This is a genomic window from Amycolatopsis lurida (assembly GCF_900105055.1).
Classification (GTDB): domain Bacteria; phylum Actinomycetota; class Actinomycetes; order Mycobacteriales; family Pseudonocardiaceae; genus Amycolatopsis; species Amycolatopsis lurida.
Window position 1 is genome coordinate 5,098,378 of sequence record NZ_FNTA01000004.1, and the last position, 20,347, is coordinate 5,118,724.

A 20,347-nucleotide genomic window follows, 5' to 3' on the forward strand; every position below is an offset into this window, starting at 1 on the left:
GCGGCGGACCTTTCCAGGATGCCCCACGACCTTAGCCTCCGCCATGTATCAACTGGTGAAATAAGGGGGAAGAGGGGCCATGACCGGGGATGACGAGCTCATCGGCACCTTGCCGCCGGACTTCCGGTGGGGTGTCGGCAGCTCGGCGTACCAGGTCGAAGGCGCGGTCGCCGAAGACGGAAGAACACCGTCCATTTGGGACACCTGGGCCCGGTCCCCGTGGTCGGTCGACAACGGGGACACCGGCGAGGTCGCCTGCGATCACTACCACCGCATGCCCGCCGACGTCGCACTGCTCAAGGAACTCGGCGTCGACACCTACCGCTTCTCCGTTTCCTGGCCCCGTGTGCAGCCGCGCGGGCGCGGCGGCGTCAACCCGGCAGGGATCGCCTTCTACGACCGGCTGGTCGACGAACTGCTCAACAACGGCATCGACCCCTGGCTGACGCTGTACCACTGGGATCTGCCGCAGCACCTCGAAGACGCGGGCGGGTGGCCCGCGCGCGACACCGCCGTCCGGTTCGCCGACTACGCGATGCTCGTGTTCGAGCGCCTGAGCGACCGGGTCCGCCACTGGACCACGCTGAGCGAGCCGTGGTGCACGGCCATGCACGGTTACGTCCACGGGGTGATGGCGCCCGGCCGCCGGGACGCGAAGGCGGGTATGGCGGCGGCGCATCACCTGCTGCTCGGCCACGGCCTCGCCGTGCGGCGGATGCGGGAACTCGCCCCGGCCGGGACGAAGTTCGGGATCACGCTCAACCTGAGCACCGCCGACCCGGCCACTTCGAGTGAGGCCGACCGGGCCGCCGCCCGCTTCGAGGACGGGCTCGGGACGAGGTTCTACCTCGACGCGCTCGTCCACGGCCGGTACCCCGAGGACGTCCTCGAGACCCTCGCCCGGCAGGGCATCCGCCTGCCGTCCGAGCCGTGGGATCCGTCGATCATCGCGGCCCCACTTGATTTCCTCGGCGTCGACTACTACTTCGGGACGCGGTACTCCGGGGTGGAGGAGAACGGGGACGCGGTGGAGCATTTCGGGATGCCCGCGTTTCGCAAGGTCCCGTTCGGGGCCCCGTCGACGGTGCTGGGCTGGGAGATCCTGCCGCACAAGCTCACCGAACTGCTCGTCCGGATCAGCCGGGACTATCCCGGCCTTCCGCTCTACGTAACGGAGAACGGGGCCGCGTTCGCCGACGTCCCCGACGAGACCGGCTTCGTCCGCGACGACGACCGCGCCGGCTACCTGTCCGCGCATATCGCCGCCACGGCCGCCGCGCGGCAGGCGGGCGCGGACGTCCGCGGCTGTTTCGCCTGGTCCTTTTTGGACAGTTTCGAATGGGCGTACGGCTACGAGAAGCGGCTCGGCCTGGTGCGGGTCGACCGCGAGACGCAGGCGCGGACGATCAAGCAGAGCGGGCTGGCGTACCGCGACATCGTCGAGCGGGTGCGTGGCGGACGGCGGTAGGGCCTGCTCCACCATCGAACCGGCGGCCCGCTCCATTCTTCCCGGCCACCCCGCGTCCTAGGTTCGGCAGCGGAAAGTTGTTTGCCGCTACCGGAAAACGTGGGGGACAGTGATGACCGTCAGGCTCGAACAACGTGACCAGCGGGAGGCGCCACGGAAAGCGTGGTGGCGGAGGCCGTGGGTAGGGCCGTTGGCCGTCGTCGTCGTGGTCTTCCTGGCCTTTTCGATGCCGCCGTATCTGTCGTTGGATCCGGCGCGGTCACGGGTTCCGCAGCCGCCCGGGTTCACGACGCACTACTGGTTCCTCGCGGCGCACGTGCTGTTCGGCTCGATCGCGATGGTCGGCGCGCTGCTGCAGATCTGGCCGTGGTTCCGGGCGAAGTATCCGGCGGTGCACCGGAAGATCGGCCGGGTGTATGTCTTCGCCGGGGTGCTCCCCGCCGGGCTGCTGGCGCTGACCGTCGGCGCGATGAGCCCGTTCGGCCCGGCGACGCGGGTGGCCAACGTCGTGGCCGGGGTGCTGTGGCTGGCGTGCACGTTCGCCGGCTGGCGCGCGGCGAGGCAACGCCGGTTCGGCGACCACCGGCGCTGGATGATCCGCAGTTTCGCGCTGACCATGTCGATCATCGTCAGCAGGGTGGTCGGGCCGATCGCGCTGATCACGTTGCAACCGCAGCTGGAGACCACGTTCGGGGGCAGCGAGATCGCCTTGACCCAGTCGGTCGCCGCGATCACGGCCTGGCTGAGCCCGACGCTGGTCATCATCGCGACGCAGTGGTACCTGGATCGCCGCCCGGCTAAGAAGAAGTCAGCGATCGCGCGATGATCGTCCGCTGCACTTCGGACGCGCCTTCGTAGATCCGCGGCGCGCGGACCTCGCGGTAGAGGTGTTCGAGCAGATGCCCTCGCCGCAGCGCCCGCGCGCCGTGAATCTGCACGGCCGAGTCGACGACGTACTGCGCGGTCTCGGTGGCGAACAGTTTCGCCATCGCGGCCCGGCCCGCGAGGTTCCGCTCGCCCGCGTCGTAGGCGGCGGCCGCGGCGTAGACCAGCAGGCGGGACGCCTCCGTGCGGGTCGCCATTTCGGCGAGGGTGTGCGCCACGGTCTGCTGCTTGAGCAACGGCCCGCCGAACGCGACCCGGGACTGGGCGTGGGCGACGGCGGCGTCGAGCGCGGCCTGCGCCATCCCGACGGCGAACGCTCCGACACTCGGCCGGAACAGGTCCAGGGTCCGCATCGCCACACCGAAACCGCGATCCTGCTCGCCGAGCAGTTCGTCCCGTTCGACACGGACGCCGTCGAAGACCAGGGTGCCGATGGGATGCGGGCTGACGAGGTCGAGGTGCTCGCCCGAGAGCCCGGCGCGGTCGGCCGGGACGACGAACGCGGACACGCCGCGAGAACCCGCGTCCGGGGTGGTGCGGGCGAAGACGCTGTAGAAATCGGCCTCGGGGGCGTTGGAGATCCACATCTTCTCGCCGGTGAGACGCCAGCCGTCGCCGTCGGGCTCGGCGGCGAGCTCCAGTGCCGCCGCGTCCGAGCCCGCGTTCGGCTCGGTGAGCGCGAACGCGGCGACGGCGTCGCCCGCGGCCACGGCGGGCACCCACTTCGAGACCTGCGAATCCTGCCCGGACTGCAGTACCGGATACGTGCCAAGGCCCTGGAGCGCCAAAGCGGTCTCGGCTTCGGTGCTCTGGCTGGCCAGGGATTCGCGCAGGATGCAGAGATCCGTCGCGGCGGCCTCCCGGCTCGGGCTGCCGCCCTCGACGCCGGGGAACAGCCGGGAGAGCAGGCCGAGTGCGCCCATTTCCTTGAGCAGAGGCCGGTTCACCGCGCCTTCGGTACCGGAGCCGGCCAGCGGGCGGAGCTTTTCGGCGCCCAGCCGCCGGACCTCCGCGGCGAAGATCTGCTGTTCGGGACTCAGCGCGAAGGCGGTCATCGGTCGCTCCCAGGTCGCCAGCGGGCGTGCGCGGTGCCGGTTTCGCCGGAGCGAAGGAGTTCCAGCCGTGGTTTCGGCCCGTCGGCCCGGCCGCCCTGCGGTTTCCGGCTGCCCGCCGCGAACTGCTTCGGCCACGGCATCGGATAGCCCTGTTCGGCGGCCGCATGCAGTGTCCACTGTGGATCGTAGAGATGTGTCCTGCCGAGTGCGCAAAGATCCGCACGGCCGGCCAGGATCAGCGAATTGACGTCGTCGTAGGACGAGATCGCGCCGACGGCGATCACCGCGATCCCGTACTCGCGCCCGATCTCGTTGCGGATCCGGTCGGCGTACGGCGTCTGGTAACTGCGGCCGTACGCGGGTTTCTCCTCGCTGACCACCTGACCGGTCGACACGTCGATGCCGTCTGCCCCGTGCTCGGCGAACGCGCGGGCGATCTCGACGGCGTCGTCGACGTCGATTCCGCCTTCGTGCCAGTCGGTCGCCGAGATGCGGACCGTCATCGGCCGTTCGGCGGGCCACGCCGCGCGGACGGCGTCGAAGACTTCGAGCGGGAAACGCAGCCTGTTCTCCAGAGAGCCGCCGTACTCGTCGGTGCGCCGGTTGGTCAGTGGCGACAGGAACGAAGACAGGAGATAGCCGTGCGCGCAGTGCAGTTCGAGGAGGTCGAACCCGGCGCGCGCGGCGGCTCGGGCGGATTCCGCGAACTGTTCGCGGATCTCTTGTAGCTCAGTGACCGTGAGTTCACGTGGGGTCTGATTCGCTTCGCTGTACGGGATCGCCGACGGCGCGCAGATCTCCCAGTTGCCCTCGGGGAGCGGCTGGTCGATGCCGTCCCACATCAGTTTCGTGGAGCCCTTGCGTCCCGAATGTCCCAGCTGGACACCGATGCGCGCGGGAGTGTGGCCGTGGACGAAGTCGGTGATCCGTGCCCAGGCGCGCTCCTGCTCTTCGGTGTACAGGCCGCCGCAACCCGGCGTGATGCGGCCGGTTTCGGAGACGCAGACCATCTCCGTCATCACCAGCCCGGCGCCACCGAGTGCCTTGCTTCCCAGGTGTACCAAGTGGAAATCGGTCGGGACGCCGTCTTCGGACGAGTACATGTCCATCGGCGAGACGACGACGCGGTTCGGCAGGTCGAGGTTCCCGATCCGGAACGGCTGGAACATCGGGGGCCGGGCGCCGGAGTCCAAAGTGGATGCGAACCAGGTGTCCAGTTCCGCGGCGAACTCGGGGTCGCGCAGCCGGAGGTTGTCGTAGGTGACGCGGCGGCTGCGGGTGAGGATGTTGAACGCGAACTGGGCCGGATCCTGGTGGGTGTACTGGCCCATGTTCTCGAACCACTCCAGGCTCGCCTGCGCGGCGCGCTGAGTGGAGTCGACGACAGGGCGGCGCTCGGCTTCGTAGGCTTCCAGCGCGGTGTCCATATCGGACTGCTCGTGCAGGCAGGCGGCCAGCGCGAGGGCGTCCTCCATGGCGAGCTTCGTGCCGGAGCCGATGGAGAAATGCGCGGTGTGCGCGGCGTCGCCGAGCAGGACGACGTTCTCGTGCCGCCAGCTCGCGCAGCGCACGGTGGCGAACGCGGTCCACTTCGAGTTGTTGGCGAACACCTGATGGCCGCCGAGGACGTCCGCGCACAGTTCGCGGATGACCTCGATGGACTTCTCGTCGCTTTCACCCGGCGCCAGCGTCGTGGCGGCGATCTCGCCGAAAGCGCGCTCCCAGACGTCCTCGTGCAGTTCGAGGATGAACGTGCTCGCGGTGTCGCCGTACGGGTAGCCGTGGATCTGCATGATCCCGTGCGGGGTTTCGAGGACGTAGAACTTGAAGGCGTCGAAAACAAGATCCGTGCCGAGCCAGATGTACTTGCAGCGCCGGGTCTGGAGGCTCGGCCTGAAGCTTTCGGCCAGGGCGTTGCGGGTCGGGGAGTTGACGCCGTCCGCCGCGACGACGAGGTCGTACTCGGCGCTCGCGGCCGCCGCGCTCGGCGCCTCGGTGCGGAAACGCACGTCCACACCGAGTTCCGCACAGCGTTCCTGGAGGATGCCGAGCAGCCGTTTGCGGCTCATCGCGGCGAAGCCGTGCCCGCCCGAGGTGTGCACCGTGCCGCGGAAGTGGACGTCGATGTCGTCCCAGCGCGCGAACTCGCGGCGCATGGCGGCGTGGATCACCGGGTCGGCGTGTTCGATCCCGCCGAGCGTCTCGTCGGAGAACACCACCCCGAACCCGAAGGTGTCGTCGGGCGCGTTGCGCTCCCAGACGGTGATCTCGTGATCGGGATGGAGCTGTTTCGCCAGCGTGGCGAAGTAGAGCCCCGCCGGGCCGCCGCCTAACACCGCGATACGCACGTCGCTCAGGGTATGTCGCGGTATGTACGATCGTCAACGATACGGGATATGCTGACCCGTATGGAGCGCATCAACCCGCCCGGACTCGGCCGTCCCTCCGGCTTCTCGCACGCCGTCGCCGCGACCGGGAGATTCGTCTTCCTCGCCGGTCAGACGGCGTTGGACGAGGAGAACCGCATCGTCGGCGAAGGCGTGGTCGAGCAGTTCGAACGCGCGCTGTCCAACTTGCTCACGGCGTTGCGCGCGGCGGGCGGGACGCCGTCGGACCTGTGCAGCGTGACCGTCTACATCGTCGACATGGACGACTATCGTGCCCACGCGCGCGAGATCGGCGCGGTGTGGAAGCGCCTGGCCGGGAGCGAGTACCCCGCCATGGCGGGGATCGGCGTCAGCCGGCTGTGGGACGCGGAGGCGCTGGTGGAGGTGCAGGGCTTCGCGGTGGTGGCGTAGGCCCGCCGGTGCCGTGGGTCGTGAGTGGTAAGTGTCGTTCTAACGACACTTACCACTCACGACCCCACCGCCCCCCGGCACGTGCGTCAAGGCAGTGTGCGTGAGACGTGCGCGGCCGCGGCCTCGCCCAGCCGCGCGTGCAGCGTGAAGAACAGGTCCGCCGCGCGGATCCCCGCCCAGCCCGGTGGCAGCAGTTCGGCGGGCAGACCGGGGTCGAGGTAGGGCAGCCGGCGCCAGTCGGTCAGCACGCGGACGTAGTCGGCGAACGCTTCGGCCTCGTCCGTGGTCTTGCGCCGCTGCCACCGCCGCAGCGCGGCCGCGTGCTCGTCGAGGAACGCGGTGTACAGCGACTCGAGCTGATCGAGGTCCCACCATTCGCGGATCTTCTCCCGCACGTCGCCGAACGCGAGGTGCTCGGCGTGGAAGAGATCGGCGTAGCCCTCGAGGTCGAGCCGTCGCAGCATGTCGGAGGTCGCGTCGCGCAGATGCGCGGGCGCGATCCAGACCCCGGACGACGCCGTCCCGAAGCCGAGCCGGGCGAGCTGTGTGCGAAGAACGTGCCTTTTGTGCCGTTCGGCTTCCGGGACGGAGAACACCGCGAGCAGCCAGCCGTCGCCGGGGGTGGCGCGTTCGCGGCGGAAGATCCGCTCGTCGCCTTCGCGCAGGATCGCCAGCGCGGTTTCGGAAAGTTCGTAGCCCGCGGCCCCGTTCCGGCGTACCGCGGAAAGGATCCCGCGCCGTTTCAGCCGGGAGATAGACGACCGGACGGCCGGTTCCTCGACGTCCACGCCCGCCAGCAGATCGATCAGGGACCGGACGGAGAGCCAGCCGCCCTCGCCGCGGGAATAGAGTCCGTACACGGTCACGATCAGCTGGCGCGGTTGCGCCGTCCGCCCCGCGCCGTCGACTTCGGTTGCCTCCGACACGGCCGTCACCCGATCACCATAACAACGACGCCGTGCTCATGTTTCGGCCGTGACCGAAGCGTTCCGCACTTAGCGTCACGGTATGGAGAATCCGCTGATCGAAGCCCCCGTCCCGCCGGTGCCCCAGGACGTCGAGCCGGGTGGTGTCCGGTGGTTGCGGGCGAACGTCGCCCGGTTCAGCCGGCCGGAGGACCACGCGCGGCGCCGGACGCTGGTGCTCGCCGAACTCGCGCCAATGGATTCCTTGCGGGACAAGGCTTTCGCGCTCGCCAGGGAAATGCGGGACGCGCCGGTGGAGCGGACTGTGTGGACGGTCCCGGTGGCCGTGCTGGCCGCCGAGCTCGGCCTGCCGGACGTTTCCCGCGACGTCGCGACGGTTTCCGGCGCCTACCATCCGCACACGGAGATCGGGGCCGACGCCGAGGAGGCCATGCGGCGGCTGATCGAAACCTGCGGCGAAGTCGACGAGCGGACGGCCGCGCGGATCGGGCTTCTGGTGCAGGCCTGTGACGCGACGGCCAAGCTGCTCGGCAAGGCGCTGGCCGCCCACCTGCCCGGTGAGGACGTCGAAGATCTGCTCGACCGGGTCCTGCGTGAGGATCCGCCGGTCCGGGTCACCCGGCGGTGGTCCGGTGGCGAAGTGGTCGAGGTGGACCTGGCGGAACGTCCGTTCGGAGCAGGGCCCAAGCGGTGCCCCGGGGAAACGCAGGCGCGGCAAGTGGCCGCGGGGATTCTCGACGCGCTCCTGTGCTAAGACTTACCCCGGTCATCTGGAACTGGGGAGTCTTTCGATGCTGTATTTCAATGGTTTCTTCGGCGTTCTCACGCTCGGTCTGTGGATCTTCTGCATCGTCGACGTGATCACCACCGACGAGGGATCGTGCCGCAACATGCCGAAGGGGATGTGGCTGCTGCTGGTGCTGCTCGTCCCGTTGATCGGCTCGATCGTCTGGCTGGTCGCCGGTCGTCCGCAGCACGCCGCCCGCGCCCCGCGCGGCCGCTTCGAGCGTGAGACCCCGGCGTTCCCGGAGTACGACCGGCCGGGCCGCTTCGCCGCGACGAGCGCCGAGGACGACGAAGAATTCCTGCGCAAGTGCCGGGAGCGCGCCGAAGAACAACGCCGCAAGGCCCGTGAAGGCTGAGTAGCCTCGGTATCGAGAAGATCGACACTGGAGGAAAAGTTGTCCGAAGCGCTCGACTGGAACAAGAACATCATCAAGGAGTTCCGCGAGAACGAGGGGAAGGTCGGCGGTCCGTTCGAGGGCGGTTCGCTGCTGCTCCTCACCACCACCGGGGCGAAGAGCGGCGAGCCTCGCACGTCGCCGCTCGCGTACGCGGAGGAGGACGGCAAGTACGTCGTCGCCGCGTCGTACGCCGGGGCGGACAAGAACCCGGCCTGGTACCACAACATCCTGGCGAACCCGAAGGTCACCGTCGAGGTCGGCACGGAGAAGTTCGAGGCGACCGCGACCGTCGTACTCGAAGACCGCGCCGAGCGTGACCGGCTCTACGCCAAGATGGTCAGCCTGATGCCGGGCTTCGCCGACTACGAGAAGAAGACCGATCGGGTGATCCCGATCGTCACGATCTCCCGCTGATCTCCCGCATTCAGCCCTCTGGATGCGGTACTCGCGCCGGCGACTACCGCATCCAGAGGACGAAACGCGGGAGGATCACCCCGCGTCACGCGCCGGTGCGACGTTATGGGTCAGCCGGAACCGGTTCGCCGGGTCGACGGCCGCCTTGACCTCGGCCAGCCGCCGCAGATCGGCCGGGGAGTACACCTTGGCCGCCTCCTCGCCCGCCGCGCTCTCGCCGTAGACGAAGGTCAGCAGCTTGCCTGTCGACCAGGGCTTCAGCGCGTCGAACAGCTTCGCGTGCGCGCTCCGGATCTCGGTGATCGAAGCGTCGTCCACCACGGACAGCGCCCGGACGGTGAAGCTCGCCTCACGGTCCCAGCCGACGCCGGGGTGCTCAGGTGCGTCGGACAGCGCGCCGCCGAGCAGATCCAGCAGGACGACGGTCGGCACCGGGGCGTCCGGGCCGGCGTGTTCGAGGATCGCGTCGAGCATCGTGTCGTTGAGTTCGGACACGGTGGCGTTGTCGGCGCGGTAGCCGTGCGGGAAGGGCGGCTCGTTCGCGATCTTGCCCGATTCGGTGAACGGGATTTCGGCGAGCGTGTCACCCAGCACGGGGGCGGCGGCGCGCAGCGGGGCGACGAGGCGCTCGCCCTCGGCGGCGTCGCCGAGATAGGCGACCCGGATCTGCGCGACGTGCTGCCCGCGCAGCGGTTCGGGCACCATCGGCAGGTCTGGCATCGGGACCATGCCCAGCGACGACGTCATCTCGCGCGGCATCCCCGCCGCCCAGTCGCGCCACGCGTGGAGCACCGCGGACAGCGATTCGGTGCCGAATTGCAGGCTGCCGCCGTACAGCCGGGTGACCGGGACGAGCCGGAACTCCAGCGCCGTGACGATCCCGAAGTTGTCGCGACCGCCGCGCAGTGCCCAGAACAGGTCGCTTTCGGTGTCCGGCGTGGCGCGGCGCAGCTGTCCGTCGGCGGTCACCACCTCGATCGCGGTCACCTGGTCCGCGGCCAGGCCGTACTTGCGGCCGAGCAGGCTGAACCCGCCGCCGAGGGTGTAGCCGACGACTCCGACGCCGGGGAAGGAGCCGCTCAGTGGCGCGAGCCCGTGCTCCGCGGCCGCTTCGATGACCGCACCCCAGCGCACGCCCGCTTCGACGCGTGCGACGCCGTCTTCGATCCGGATCCCGGTCATGCGGGGCGTGGTGACGAGGACACCACCCGCGAAGGGGACGCCCACGCCGTGCCCCGTCGAGTGGACCGCGATCGGGAGGTCGTGCTCGACGGCGTGACGGACGGCCTCGACGACGTCGGCGGCCGAAGCGGCGGGCACGATGACGTCGGGACGGCGGGGCACTGCGGTCTGGAAACCGGCGAGTTCGTTGTCGTAATCCGGGTCGCCGGAGCGGAGCATCGTGGTCATGTCCCCAGCTTGATCCCGATTCGGTCAGAAGTCCAAGATCTGGTTCATCTGGCAACTAGAATCATCGGTTATGGAACTTCGCCAGCTCGAATACTTCGTCGCGGTGGCCGAGGAAGCGAACTTCACCCGAGCCGCCGAGCGGCTGCACGTCGCGCAACCCGGCGTCAGCGCCCAGATCCGCCGCCTCGAACGCGAACTCGGGCAGCCGTTGCTCGACCGGTCGGCCAGGGCGGTGCGGCTGACCGAGGTCGGCGCCGCCGCGCTCCCGCACGCCCGGGCCGCGCTCGCCGCCATCGCCGGCGTGCGGCAGGCGGTCGACGATCTGACCGGGCTGGTCCGCGGTCAGGTCGCGATGGGCATGGTGTCCTCGCGTGGCCCGGTCAACCTGCCGGATCTGCTCGCGCGGTTCCACGAGCGTCACCCGGCGGTCGACATCACGCTCGCCGAGGCGACCTCCGACATCCTGCTCGCGGGGGTCGCCGACGGCCGGTTCGACGTCGCGCTGATCGGGGTCTCCGGCGAACCGCCGCCGGGGATCGGCCTGGAGGTCGTCCTCGACGAGCCGCTCGTCGTCATCTCCGGGCCGGAGGATCCGCTCACCGGGCAGGCCACGATCACGCTGTCGGAGCTGGAAGGCCGTTCCCTGGTGAGCCTGCCGAAGGGCACCGGCATGCGCGCGATCGTCGACGCGGCGTTCCTCGCCGACAGCGCCCAGCCGAGGGTGACCCTGGAGGCGGGCGACCCGAACGTCGTCGCCGAACTGGTCGGGCGCGGGCTCGGTGTCGCCGTGGTGCCGATGTCTCTGGCGACGCACTACACGGAACTGCACGCCATGGAGATCACGCGGCCCGCCGGGCTGCGCGCGAAACTGGCGCTGGCTTGGCGGACGGAGGGGCCGGTCAGCCCCGCCGCCCGCGTGTTCATCAGTCAGGCACGGGCGCTGCTCGGGTTGTGAGCCGCCACAGCGATGTGACCTCCTTCGCGTCGGCTCGCGGATGCCGCGGGCGGATGTCCTCCCGCCCCCGGACTTCGAGGCCGGACCGCTCGAACCCGCCGAGGAGTTCTTCGCGCGTGCGCAGACCCAGCAGTTCCGCGAGGTCGGACAGGATCAGCCACGCCTCCCCGCCGGGTTCGAGGTGCCGGGGAAGCCGGTCGAGGAAAGCCTTGAGCATCCGGCTTCCCGGGTCGTAGACGGCGCGTTCGAGCGGGGTGTGCGCGCGGACGGGCAGCCACGGCGGATTGCAGACGACCAGCGGCGCGCGGCCCGGCGGGAACACGTCCGCGTGGCGGGTTTCGATCCCGCCGAAACCGAGACGCGCGAAGTTCTCCCGCGCGCAGGCTAGCGCCCGCGGCTCGTTGTCCGTCGCGACCACGCGCTCGACCCCTCGACGCGCGAGGACCGCGGCGAGCACCCCGGTGCCGGTGCCGATGTCGAACGCCAATCGCTTGGCGGGCAACGGAGTTCTCGCCACCAGATCGACGTACTCGCCGCGGACGGGGGAGAAGACCCCGTGATGCGGATGGATCTTCGCGCCGAGCGCCGGGATCTCGACGCCCTTCACCCGCCACTCGTGCGCGCCGATGACGCCCAGCAGCTCACGCAAGGAAACCAGCGACGGGGTTTCGGACGGGCCGTACACCTCGGCGCAGGCTTCGCGCACGTCGGGCCCGCGGCGCAACGGCAGGACGTGGCCGGGGTCCAGCGGGACCAGCAGCCTGCCGAGGATCCGCGCCCGGCGCGCCCGATGGTTCAGCTGGTCCCGAAAGGGTTTCCCGGCGGCCGTGCCGCAACGCCGGGACATCGCGGCGAGGAGGTTCCGCGCGCCGGGGAAATCGCCGTGCCAGGCGAGACCGGTGCCGGACGCGGCGAGCCGGAACGCCTCGCCGGCGGTGATGCGATCGTCGACGGCGACGACGGGACGGGGCATTTTCGTGCCGACGGTGGTCAGCCAGCGCCGACCACCGTCCTTTGTGGACAGGGGGTTCATGATTTCCGTTCCTGGATCCGCCCGCGGCGAAGTAACCCCGCGGGCGTGGCTCGTCGGGGGACAAGGTCAGGAACGGCGGCTAGCGGACCACCGCGGCATGAACCGGTGTCGACACGAACCCGAGTTTACCGGAACGCCGCGGCGTGCTCGGCCACCCAGACCTCGAAGTCCAGCCCCGGCCTGCCGGTGACGTCCTGGACGGTGGAGGTGACCTCGCCCGGTTTCGTCACCAGCTCCCGCAATCCGGCCAGCATCGTTTCGACGATGAACTCCGGCATCTTGGCGAGCATGGCCGCACGTGCTTCTTCGAGCGGGATCTCTTCCCAGCGCGCCGGGCGTCCCGCGGCCTCGCCGATGATCCGGACCTGCTCGGCCTGCGTCATCGGGCGGGTGCCGGTGAGCGTGTACTTCGCCCCCGCGTGCCCGTCGCCGGTCAGCGCTTCGACGGCCACCGCGGCGATGTCCTTCTCGTGGATCAGCGGCATCGACGCCTCGCCGTACGCGCCGCGGACCACGCCGTCCGCGCGGATCGACGACGCCCAGCCGAGGGTGTTGGCCGCGAATCCGTGCGGCCGCAGGAAAGTCCATTCCAGCCCCGCGGCTTCGATCGACTCCTCGACGGTGCGATGCCAGGCGCCGATGGCGTTGTCCTGCTCCGCCGGCGAATCGTCGACTGCGCCCGAGGAAAGGAACACCACGCGCTTCACGCGCTCCCCGAGCAACGACACCGTGGGGACCAGGGCCTCGGCGGAGCCGGAGAGCATCAGGAACACGGTGTCGACGCCGTCGAGTGCCGGTGCGATCGTTTCCGGTTTCGCCAGGTCACCGCGGACGCCGTCGGCAGGCGGATTCCGGCTCAGCGGCCGGACCGGGACGTCTCGCGCCCGCAACTGGGTTACCACCTGCGAGCCGACGTTGCCCGTGGCGCCCGCGACCAGGATCGGCTTCATGCCGCCACCGCCGAGAAGACCGGGCGGTACCGCTTGACCGACCCGCCCGACATCCCCGGGTAGGTCTGCACCTTCTTCCACAGGTCCGTCGTCCCGATGCCGTCGGCGCCGGGTGCCGCGAGCGCGGCGAGGTGGGCTTCGGCGCTGGCCCATTCGGCGTAGTTCAGCACCCTGGTCCCGTCGGTGCTCACGTGGAAGAACCCCGAGATCCCGCCTTCGGGACGCGCGGGTTCGGACGCCAGCGCTTCGAAGACGAGGTCGATCCAGTCGCGTTGCCGCTGCTCGTCGGGTCCTTCGAACTCGACCGAGACGATCACGAGGCAGCCGGGCGCGCCCTCGCCGCGCTGTCCGCGGTAGAGGCGGAACACTGGCGCGCCATCCAGGCCCTGGATGGCGTCTTCGCTGGTCCACTGCTCGTAAGTGAAGGCGCCGTCGTGGTCGATGCCTTCGTACGCGGTGAAGGAAACGAGTCCGTCGTGGCTCTTGAACGCCGCCCGTGCCGCGTCGGCGTCCGGCCATTCCCGCGCCACCACCACCGTCGACTCGTCCGGTGTCGGCCAATGTCCGTTGTGGATGGTCATTTCGGAGGTCCCCTGTGCGGTCATGGCTCCAGCATGAAACTTAAACAAGGGTTCAAGTCAAGCTAGGATCGTGACCATGTCCGAACTGCCGGCCGAACTCACCATCGGCGAGCTGTCCCGGCGCAGCGGCGTCGCCACCTCCGCCCTGCGGTTCTACGAACGCCAGGGCCTCATCAGCAGCAGGCGGACCAGCGGGAACCAGCGCCGCTACCCCCGCAGCGCGCTTCGTCTCGTCGCGTTCATCCGCGCGTCGCACCACCTCGGCATCCCGCTGGAGGTGATCGGCGGCGTGCTCGACTTCCTGCCGGAGGGCGCCGCCCCGGACCAGGCGTTCTGGCAGCGGGCCTCCCAGTGCTGGAGCGCCGAACTGAACAAGCGCATCGAGCAGCTGGAGTGCATGCGGGACCGGTTCACCGAATGCATCGGCTGCGGCTGCCTGTCCTTCGAACAGTGCGTGCTGGTGAATCCCGGTGACGTCCTCGCCGCCAAGGGGCCCGGCGCGGCCCGGCTGATCACGGACTGACCGCGGCCAGCTTCCGTTCCAGCAGCCGCCGTTCGGTGCTGTTTTCCGCCCGTCGGATCGCCGCTTCGTAGGACCGCGCCGACTCCTCCCGGCGGCCGAGACGATGCAGCAGATCCGCGCGGATGGCGTGGTACAGGTGGTATTCCTCCAGCTCGAGGCCGTCGATCACGGTGAGCGCCGCGTCGGGGCCGTCCACCTCGGCGACCGCGACGGCCCGGTTGAGCGCGACGATCGGCGTCGGATTCGCCGCCAGCAACAGGTCGTACAGCTGGACGATCTGCGACCAGTCCGTGCTCGCCGCGTCGGCGGCGTCGCTGTGGACGGCGTTGATCGCCGCCTGGATCTGGTACGGACCCGGCTGGTTCCGCCGCAGGCAGGCACGGACCAGCGCCTGCCCTTCGGCGATCAGCTCGCGGTCCCACCGCGACCGGTCCTGCTCCGCCAGCAGCACGACCTCGCCGTCCGTGCCGGTGCGGGCGGCACGGCGGGACTCGGTGAGCAGCATCAGCGCCAGCAGCCCGGTGGCCTCCGGTTCGTCGGGCATGAGGCCGGTCAGCAACCTGCCGAGCCGGATCGCTTCGGCGCACAGGTCTTCCCGCACCAGCCGATCGCCCGACGTGGCCGTGTACCCCTCGTTGAACACGAGGTAGATCACGGCGAGCACCGAACGCAACCGGTCCGGCAGGTCGGCGTCGTCCGGGACGCGGTACGGGATCTTCGCGGCGCGGATCTTGCCCTTCGCCCGGACCAGCCGTTGCGCCATCGTCGTTTCGGGGACGAAGAACGCGTGCGCGATCTCGCCGGTGGTCAGCCCGCCCAGCAGTTTCAGCGTCAGCGCGACCTGCGCGGTGACGGCCAGCGCGGGGTGGCAGCAGGTGAAGATCAGCCGTAACCGGTCGTCACGCACGGGACCCTCCTCCACCGGTTCCTCACTCGCGCTGATCAGCGCGGCCTGGGCGTGTTTGTCGTCGCGCGCGGCTTCCCGGCGCAACCGGTCGATGGCCTTGTTGCGCGCGGTCGTGATGATCCAGCCCGCGGGGCTGGGCGGTGGACCGCTGGACGGCCAGCGGTCCACCGCCTCGGCGAAGGCGTCCTGCACCGCTTCCTCGGCGATGTCGATGCTGCCGAAGACCCGGACCAGTACGGCCACCGCACGGCCGTACTCCTCGGTGAAGACGCGTCCGATTTCCTCGGTGGTCACACGCACGAAGGGCCTTCGTCGCCCTGGAACGGCCGGACCTCGACCGGAAGGTAGGTGATCTCGGTGACGCGGCGGCCCCATTCGAGCGCGGCGTCCAGGTCCGGCGCCTCGATGATGGTGAAACCGCCGAGATGTTCCTTGCCCTCGACGTACGGCCCGTCGGTCATCGCGATCTCGCCGTTCTCCTTGGCCCGCAGCACGGTCGCCGTGGTCGGCGGGTGGAGACCGCCGGCGAAGACCCAGACACCCGCGGCCTTCATCTCGTCGTCGAGCGCCTGGATCTTGCGCGCGATCGGCTCCAGGAACTCCGGCGGCGGAACGGGACCGTCGGGCTGGTACAGGCTGATCAGGTACTGGGTCATGGCGTCCTCCTGAAGTCGGAGCGGCTTGTCATCACCTACACGAAGAGCGTCCCGCCGATTCGACAGCCGGTGGGAATTATTTTTCGTGGCCACATCGTCGCAGGTCGAGCCGGGATCCCTGGATGAGACAGGCCGCGATCCGGTGGACCTGCTGGCCGTAGCTGCGGCCCTTCAGCACCTTCACGGTCCCGTTCCGGCCGACCTCGCACGGGTTGCCTTCGGTGCAGCGCTCACCGTCACGGTTGTGGGTGTTGTTGATGCCCATGACCGTGTTCCCGTCGCGGGACAGCAGCACGGAACCGGAGTAGCCGGGGCCGCTCACGCAGGTGTCGCCCGGGGCGTAGCGAACCGCGTCGTCCTGCTGGTATCCGGCCTCTCGCAGGTGCGGCACCACGGCCTCCACGGTGCAACTCGGCCTGCTGCTGGAGTAGGCCATGAGGAGCCGGTCTCCGGCGCGCATCGGGGTGGTGGTCAGCCGGAAGACCTTCGCGCCCTCCCTGGCCAGCTGCGCGTAGGTCTTGTCCAGCCGGTAGAGCGCGATGTCGGTGCCGGTCATCGTCGCGTAGACCAGCCGGGTGGCGCGGGCGCTGGTTTTCGGATAGCCCTCCCGGTCGGCGATGGTGACCGGACGCGGCAGGTCGGCGGGCCGGTCGACCAAGGCCTTCCCCGGTGCGGGCCGCCCGCTCGGCACGCAGTGGCCGTTGGTCAGCGCCAGCGCCGGGTCTTCGGGACGCGCGGTGGCGGCCCGTACCACCGCGCCCTTGCAGTCGCCCACCGCGGCCGTGCCCTCCACGTTCGGGACCGGGGTGTCCGGGGGAACGTCGGTCCCGGTCACGATGCCGTTGATCCACGCGGCGTTCTTCGAGACGTCGGTGTACATGTCGGGGAAGTCGGCGCCCCTGATGCCGGGGCCGATGACCGTTCCGGCCAGCGCCCAGCCGTCGCCCGAACGGATCAAGGCGGGTCCGCCGGAGTCCGTCGTGCCCGGGCCGACGGGCGGCTCGGCGCGGCCGACGCACAACGGCAGGGTGTGCCCGTCGTCGTCCCAGCACCGGTCGAGCGGCACGACCTCGGTGTCCGCTTCACGCAGCTTGCTCGGAAAACACTTCGGGTCCTTGAAGTCGTCGCAACCGGTCGCGGCCGCGCCCCAGCCGAGGATGCGGACCGGGGTGCCGACGCCGGGAGTGGCCCCGGCGAGGCGAATGGGCTTGGCGCGCACCGGGTTTCGCAGATGCAGGACCGCGATGTCCTCGCCGGCCGGGTTGTACGAGTTGTGGCGCCGGTAGAACTTGTCGACCACGGTGACTTCGCCGCCGGTGGTGGTGTCCAGCGAACCGACGCGGACCTTCCAGCCGCGCGGGACCCCGGCCGTCGAACCCGTCGGAGTGTTGGCGCAATGCCCGGCCGTGACCGCCCATTGGGGCGCGATGAGCACCGCCCCGCACCGGTGTCCGTCCGGGCGGGGCGAGTCGTACTGGAGCGAGACCATGAAGTCGTAGGGCCGGGTGGACTCGGTGCCGCCGATGACGGCCGACGCGGGGGCCGCCGTGGCCGTCATCATGGCCAGCGCGAGCGCGAGGGATCGGATTCGCATACCGATCACGCTGGCCGGTCCGTGTCCGCGGAACTCGATGAGCGCGTAACAGTTCCGTGCCCGCCCTGGCTGGTACTGCCGGACCCAGGCTGAACAGACCGTGCCATCTCCGGGCGGGGCCCGGTTTTCTGGACTCGTCACCTCGTGAATGAGTCCACTTAGGAGAAAAAGAAATGTCGAACTCGCACGCGAACAGGGTCGCCGTCGTCACCGGAGCGTCCAGCGGCATCGGCGAGGCGGCCGCTCGGCGGCTCGCCGCCTCCGGTGCTTCGGTCGCGCTGATCGCCCGCCGGGCGGACCGGTTGGAAACGCTGGCCAAGGAGATCGAGCGCGACGGCGGTACCGCGCTCGTGCTCGCCGCCGACGTCGCCGACGCCGCGGCGATGCGGGCCGCGGCGGCCGAGGTCGAAGCGAAACTGGGCCGCGCGGACCTCTTGTTCAACAACGCCGGCGTGATGCTGGCCGCGCCGATCGACGAACTCGCCACCGACGACTGGCAGCGCATGATCGACGTCAACATGACGGGCCTGATGAACGCGATCGGGGCGTTCGTCCCGCATCTCGTCGCTTCGGCGGACGAGAAGGGCGTCGCGGACCTGGTGAACACCTCGTCCATCGGCGCGCAGGCCATCTTCCCGTCCTTCGCCGTGTACGTCGCCTCGAAGGCTTACGTGACGCACCTGTCGAAGAACCTTCGCGCCGACCTCGGGCCGAAGGGCGTGCGGGTCGCGGCGATCGAGCCGGGCCTGGTCGAGACCGAACTGCAGGGTCATGTCACCGACGCCGGCGCTCTGCAGTGGCTGGACGGCGTGCGGGAGTCGCTGACCTGGCTGAAGCCCGAGGACATCGCCGAGACCGTGGCGTTCCTGACCTCGCTACCGGCTCGGGTGAACCTTCAGCAGGTCACCGTCATGCCCACGGCGCAGGTCTGATCACGGGAACAGGATCCGGGCGATCGCGCGGGCGGCGGTGTCCGGATCCTCGAGGAGCTCGGCACGAAGTGCGCCGGTGAGCCACAGGTTCGCGAAGCCGTGCATCAACGACCACGCGGCGACGCCCGCCATCGCGTCGTCGCTCACCGACGACGCGCCGCTGGTCAGCAAGGCTCCCGCGCGGTCACGAGCGGCGGCCAGCGCGGCGTCGTCCGCGCGGTGGAGTTCGGGGCGGAACATCACCTCGAAATGCGCGCGATGCTCGATCGCGAAGCGCACGTAAGCCACCCCGACCTCGACGAAACCGCGATCGCCCTCGGCCGCGAGCGCGTCCGCGAGCAGGTCGAAGCCCTCGGCCGCCAGCGCGGTCAGCACCCCGGCCTTGTCGCCGAAGTGGTGCATCGGCCCGGCGTGCGAGACCCCCGCGCGCCGGGCGAGGTCGCGGAGGCTGACCCCGGCCGGGCCGTGTTCGGTGATGGCCGCGACGGCGGCGTCGAGCACGGCCCGGCGGAGGTCGCCGTGGTGGTACGGACTCATGCCGATGAATCTAGTCATTGACAAGATGGCCCGCAACGGCGCATCTTGTCAGTGGAAAGATTCGCTGCTGCTCGGAAGGCATGGTCATGGATCCCGGTCTCGCGCCCGTTCTGATGCTGATCGCCGTCACGGCGACGTTGTTCCTGCTGGGCGTCTTCGGCGTCCAGCGGTTCAAGCCCTGGCCCGTCGCGGTGCGTGGTGGTGTCGCGGCACTGTTCGTCACCACCGGTCTCGCGCATTTCATCGGCATGCGCGAGGAACTCATCGCGATGGTGCCGCCCGCGCTGCCCGCCCCGGGACTGCTGGTCACCGTCACCGGCGTCCTGGAACTCGTGGGTGCGGCGGGCGTGTTGTGGTCGCGCACGGCGCCGTGGGCGTCCGCCGGGCTGACGCTGTTGTTGCTGGGGATGTTCCCGGCGAACGTGTACAAGGCACTGCACGGGCCGGTGACTTCGACGATGGACGAACTCGTGCCGCGGAGCCTGATGCAGGTGGTGTTCCTCGCCGCGACGGTGTCGCTGGTGGTGTATTACGCGCGTACTCCGGACAGACCCTTTGCCCAAAGGAGACCTTAAGTCTTTCCCAAGTTCGGGCCCCGCTCTCGGGAACGGCACTACTCTCTGAGAATGAAGATCTCATTGTGGATCGGATTCTGTGGGCTGTGCATCCTCGCCGGGCACATGCTTCTCGGTGCGGTCGGTCTCGTACTGCTGATGAGCTGTCTCCCGGCGGGGCGCGAACACGAATCCGGTGACAGAAAAGGGAAAACGTCCGCGCGGCTGGCCTGACGTCAGCCCAGTGTGCTCGCGAAGGCGAGCGCGCCCAGAACCGGAACGGTGATCGCGGTGAGCATCATCGTCCGGCGGCTCGGTTTGGGACTTTCCAGTAATGCCCGGATACCGGCCGGAATCAACGCGACACAAAGCCCGGCGGTGCCGATGATCGACACGAATTCGGTACCTTTCAGAACGCCGAGTGGCAGAAGTCCCATCGTCGCCAGCCCGATCGACCCGACGACGCCGAGCACTTTCGCCCGATAAGCGGCGAAGGCGAGGACGTACCAGCCGAACATGATCGTGAACGACAGAAAACTGAACAGATGCAGGTCCTGATACGACTCGCTGACCACGCCCTCGGCGAATCCGGCGCCGCGGCGTTCGGCGAGTCCCAGCGCCGCCTGATCGATCCCGGCATGGAAGGTCCGCCCGAAGAGTCCGAAGAGGACGAACAGCCCACCCCAGGCGGCCAACGCCGGCCTGGTACGGCCGATTCTCGTGGCGAGCGCGACGATCGCGGGCCACAGCACGACATTGCCGGCCAGGAAACACGTGTACGCGGCGGTCATCAGCGCGGGATGCTCGCTCATCGCCCTGAGCTGGCTCGGGAAGAAGAAGTCGAAGCGCGCCCGCAGCAGCGTCCCGATGAGCAACAAGACCGGGCCGAGGACCATCGAGACCGCGGCGACGCGGCGGCCGGGGAAGACGTAGTCGGTTTCCATACCCGGTGAGCCTGCCGATCGCGGTGATGGTGCGGATCGGA

The 20,347-nt window shown here is 69.6% G+C and carries 23 protein-coding genes; 11 read left to right on the forward strand and 12 right to left on the reverse strand.

The window, feature by feature from the left end:
- Nucleotides 1-79: 79 nt before the first annotated feature.
- Complete coding sequence (locus BLW75_RS29525) at nt 80-1,468, forward strand: GH1 family beta-glucosidase (RefSeq protein WP_034305866.1); 1,389 nt, start codon at nt 80-82, stop codon at nt 1,466-1,468.
- Between the two features lie 112 nt (nt 1,469-1,580).
- Nucleotides 1,581-2,294, forward strand: a complete 714-nt coding sequence (locus BLW75_RS29530) for a DUF2306 domain-containing protein (protein WP_241783269.1) — start codon at nt 1,581-1,583, stop codon at nt 2,292-2,294.
- On the opposite strand, the gene BLW75_RS29535 is transcribed toward BLW75_RS29530, so the two are convergent.
- Together BLW75_RS29535 and BLW75_RS29540 are read right to left on the reverse strand one after the other, a co-directional pair.
- The gene (locus BLW75_RS29535; RefSeq protein ID WP_034305861.1) at nt 2,266-3,408 is read right to left on the reverse strand and encodes an acyl-CoA dehydrogenase family protein; all 1,143 of its coding nucleotides are present in this window, start codon (nt 3,406-3,408) and stop codon (nt 2,266-2,268) included. The two genes, BLW75_RS29530 and BLW75_RS29535, sit on opposite strands and share 29 nt — an antisense overlap.
- Complete coding sequence (locus BLW75_RS29540) at nt 3,405-5,756, reverse strand: bifunctional salicylyl-CoA 5-hydroxylase/oxidoreductase (RefSeq protein WP_034305859.1); 2,352 nt, start codon at nt 5,754-5,756, stop codon at nt 3,405-3,407. The genes BLW75_RS29535 and BLW75_RS29540 overlap by 4 nt, the downstream gene beginning before the upstream one ends.
- A 48-nt stretch (nt 5,757-5,804) precedes the next feature.
- Here BLW75_RS29540 and BLW75_RS29545 point away from each other — a divergent pair, with 48 nt between their 5' ends.
- Entirely contained in the window at nt 5,805-6,206 is a 402-nt protein-coding gene (locus BLW75_RS29545; RefSeq protein WP_034305855.1) for a RidA family protein, read from the forward strand.
- An 86-nt stretch (nt 6,207-6,292) separates the two neighbouring features.
- On the opposite strand, the gene BLW75_RS29550 is transcribed toward BLW75_RS29545, so the two are convergent.
- A complete protein-coding gene (locus BLW75_RS29550; protein ID WP_034305853.1) occupies nt 6,293-7,141 on the reverse strand; it encodes a PaaX family transcriptional regulator in 849 nt (282 codons plus the stop codon).
- Nucleotides 7,142-7,214: 73 nt separating this feature from the next.
- On the opposite strand from BLW75_RS29550, the gene BLW75_RS29555 reads away from it, so the two are divergent.
- From BLW75_RS29555 to BLW75_RS29565, 3 genes are read left to right on the forward strand one after another with little or no spacing between them, the layout of a single operon-like run.
- Nucleotides 7,215-7,886, forward strand: a complete 672-nt coding sequence (locus BLW75_RS29555) for a cytochrome P450 family protein (protein WP_091598549.1) — start codon at nt 7,215-7,217, stop codon at nt 7,884-7,886.
- A gap of 37 nt (nt 7,887-7,923) precedes the next feature.
- Nucleotides 7,924-8,274: a PLDc N-terminal domain-containing protein gene (locus BLW75_RS29560; protein WP_034305851.1), complete on the forward strand. Its 351-nt coding sequence runs from the start codon at nt 7,924-7,926 to the stop codon at nt 8,272-8,274.
- A 39-nt stretch (nt 8,275-8,313) separates the two neighbouring features.
- Nucleotides 8,314-8,730 carry a nitroreductase family deazaflavin-dependent oxidoreductase gene (locus BLW75_RS29565; RefSeq protein WP_034305849.1) on the forward strand — a complete coding sequence of 139 codons (417 nt, stop codon included), beginning with the start codon at nt 8,314-8,316 and terminating at the stop codon, nt 8,728-8,730.
- 75 nt (nt 8,731-8,805) lie between these two features.
- Here BLW75_RS29565 and BLW75_RS29570 read toward each other — a convergent pair whose 3' ends face one another.
- Complete coding sequence (locus BLW75_RS29570) at nt 8,806-10,140, reverse strand: FAD-binding oxidoreductase (protein ID WP_034305847.1); 1,335 nt, start codon at nt 10,138-10,140, stop codon at nt 8,806-8,808.
- A gap of 70 nt (nt 10,141-10,210) precedes the next feature.
- Here BLW75_RS29570 and BLW75_RS29575 point away from each other — a divergent pair, with 70 nt between their 5' ends.
- Nucleotides 10,211-11,095, forward strand: coding sequence for a LysR substrate-binding domain-containing protein (locus tag BLW75_RS29575; protein WP_034305844.1), 885 nt, complete (start codon nt 10,211-10,213; stop codon nt 11,093-11,095).
- Here the strand turns inward: BLW75_RS29575 and BLW75_RS29580 are convergent.
- From BLW75_RS29580 to BLW75_RS29590, 3 genes are all read right to left on the reverse strand, one after another.
- The gene (locus tag BLW75_RS29580; protein ID WP_034305843.1) at nt 11,064-12,128 is read right to left on the reverse strand and encodes a methyltransferase; all 1,065 of its coding nucleotides are present in this window, start codon (nt 12,126-12,128) and stop codon (nt 11,064-11,066) included. The genes BLW75_RS29575 and BLW75_RS29580 overlap by 32 nt on opposite strands.
- Nucleotides 12,129-12,253: 125 nt before the next feature.
- The gene (locus BLW75_RS29585) at nt 12,254-13,078 is read right to left on the reverse strand and encodes an NAD(P)H-binding protein (RefSeq protein ID WP_034305841.1); all 825 of its coding nucleotides are present in this window, start codon (nt 13,076-13,078) and stop codon (nt 12,254-12,256) included.
- Nucleotides 13,075-13,683 carry an antibiotic biosynthesis monooxygenase gene (locus BLW75_RS29590; RefSeq protein WP_241783266.1) on the reverse strand — a complete coding sequence of 203 codons (609 nt, stop codon included), beginning with the start codon at nt 13,681-13,683 and terminating at the stop codon, nt 13,075-13,077. The genes BLW75_RS29585 and BLW75_RS29590 overlap by 4 nt, the downstream gene beginning before the upstream one ends.
- A gap of 52 nt (nt 13,684-13,735) precedes the next feature.
- Here BLW75_RS29590 and soxR point away from each other — a divergent pair, with 52 nt between their 5' ends.
- Nucleotides 13,736-14,182, forward strand: coding sequence for a redox-sensitive transcriptional activator SoxR (gene soxR / locus BLW75_RS29595; protein WP_034306027.1), 447 nt, complete (start codon nt 13,736-13,738; stop codon nt 14,180-14,182).
- Here the strand turns inward: soxR and BLW75_RS29600 are convergent.
- The 3 genes from BLW75_RS29600 to BLW75_RS29610 form a co-directional block, all read right to left on the reverse strand.
- Nucleotides 14,172-15,389, reverse strand: a complete 1,218-nt coding sequence (locus BLW75_RS29600; protein ID WP_034305839.1) for an RNA polymerase sigma factor — start codon at nt 15,387-15,389, stop codon at nt 14,172-14,174. The genes soxR and BLW75_RS29600 overlap by 11 nt on opposite strands.
- On the reverse strand, nt 15,380-15,745 hold the full coding sequence (locus BLW75_RS29605) for a YciI family protein (RefSeq protein ID WP_034305837.1): 366 nt from the start codon (nt 15,743-15,745) through the stop codon (nt 15,380-15,382). The genes BLW75_RS29600 and BLW75_RS29605 overlap by 10 nt, the downstream gene beginning before the upstream one ends.
- Before the next feature lie 76 nt (nt 15,746-15,821).
- Complete coding sequence (locus BLW75_RS29610) at nt 15,822-17,339, reverse strand: S1 family peptidase (RefSeq protein WP_034305834.1); 1,518 nt, start codon at nt 17,337-17,339, stop codon at nt 15,822-15,824.
- A 173-nt stretch (nt 17,340-17,512) separates the two neighbouring features.
- Between BLW75_RS29610 and BLW75_RS29615 the strand changes: the two genes are divergently transcribed.
- Entirely contained in the window at nt 17,513-18,271 is a 759-nt protein-coding gene (locus BLW75_RS29615) for an SDR family oxidoreductase (RefSeq protein ID WP_034305831.1), read from the forward strand.
- On the opposite strand, the gene BLW75_RS29620 is transcribed toward BLW75_RS29615, so the two are convergent.
- Entirely contained in the window at nt 18,272-18,808 is a 537-nt protein-coding gene (locus BLW75_RS29620; RefSeq protein ID WP_034305828.1) for a TetR/AcrR family transcriptional regulator, read from the reverse strand. It lies immediately after the preceding gene.
- Between the two features lie 80 nt (nt 18,809-18,888).
- Here BLW75_RS29620 and BLW75_RS29625 point away from each other — a divergent pair, with 80 nt between their 5' ends.
- Both BLW75_RS29625 and BLW75_RS42965 read left to right on the forward strand, forming a co-directional pair.
- Nucleotides 18,889-19,383, forward strand: a complete 495-nt coding sequence (locus BLW75_RS29625) for a DoxX family protein (RefSeq protein WP_034305825.1) — start codon at nt 18,889-18,891, stop codon at nt 19,381-19,383.
- Nucleotides 19,384-19,434: 51 nt separating this feature from the next.
- Nucleotides 19,435-19,596 (forward strand): hypothetical protein, encoded by a 162-nt coding sequence (locus tag BLW75_RS42965; protein ID WP_158005348.1) that lies wholly within the window; start codon nt 19,435-19,437, stop codon nt 19,594-19,596.
- Nucleotides 19,597-19,598: 2 nt separating this feature from the next.
- Here the strand turns inward: BLW75_RS42965 and BLW75_RS29630 are convergent, their stop codons facing one another.
- Nucleotides 19,599-20,306 (reverse strand): hypothetical protein, encoded by a 708-nt coding sequence (locus BLW75_RS29630; protein WP_034305823.1) that lies wholly within the window; start codon nt 20,304-20,306, stop codon nt 19,599-19,601.
- Nucleotides 20,307-20,347 lie beyond the last annotated feature (41 nt).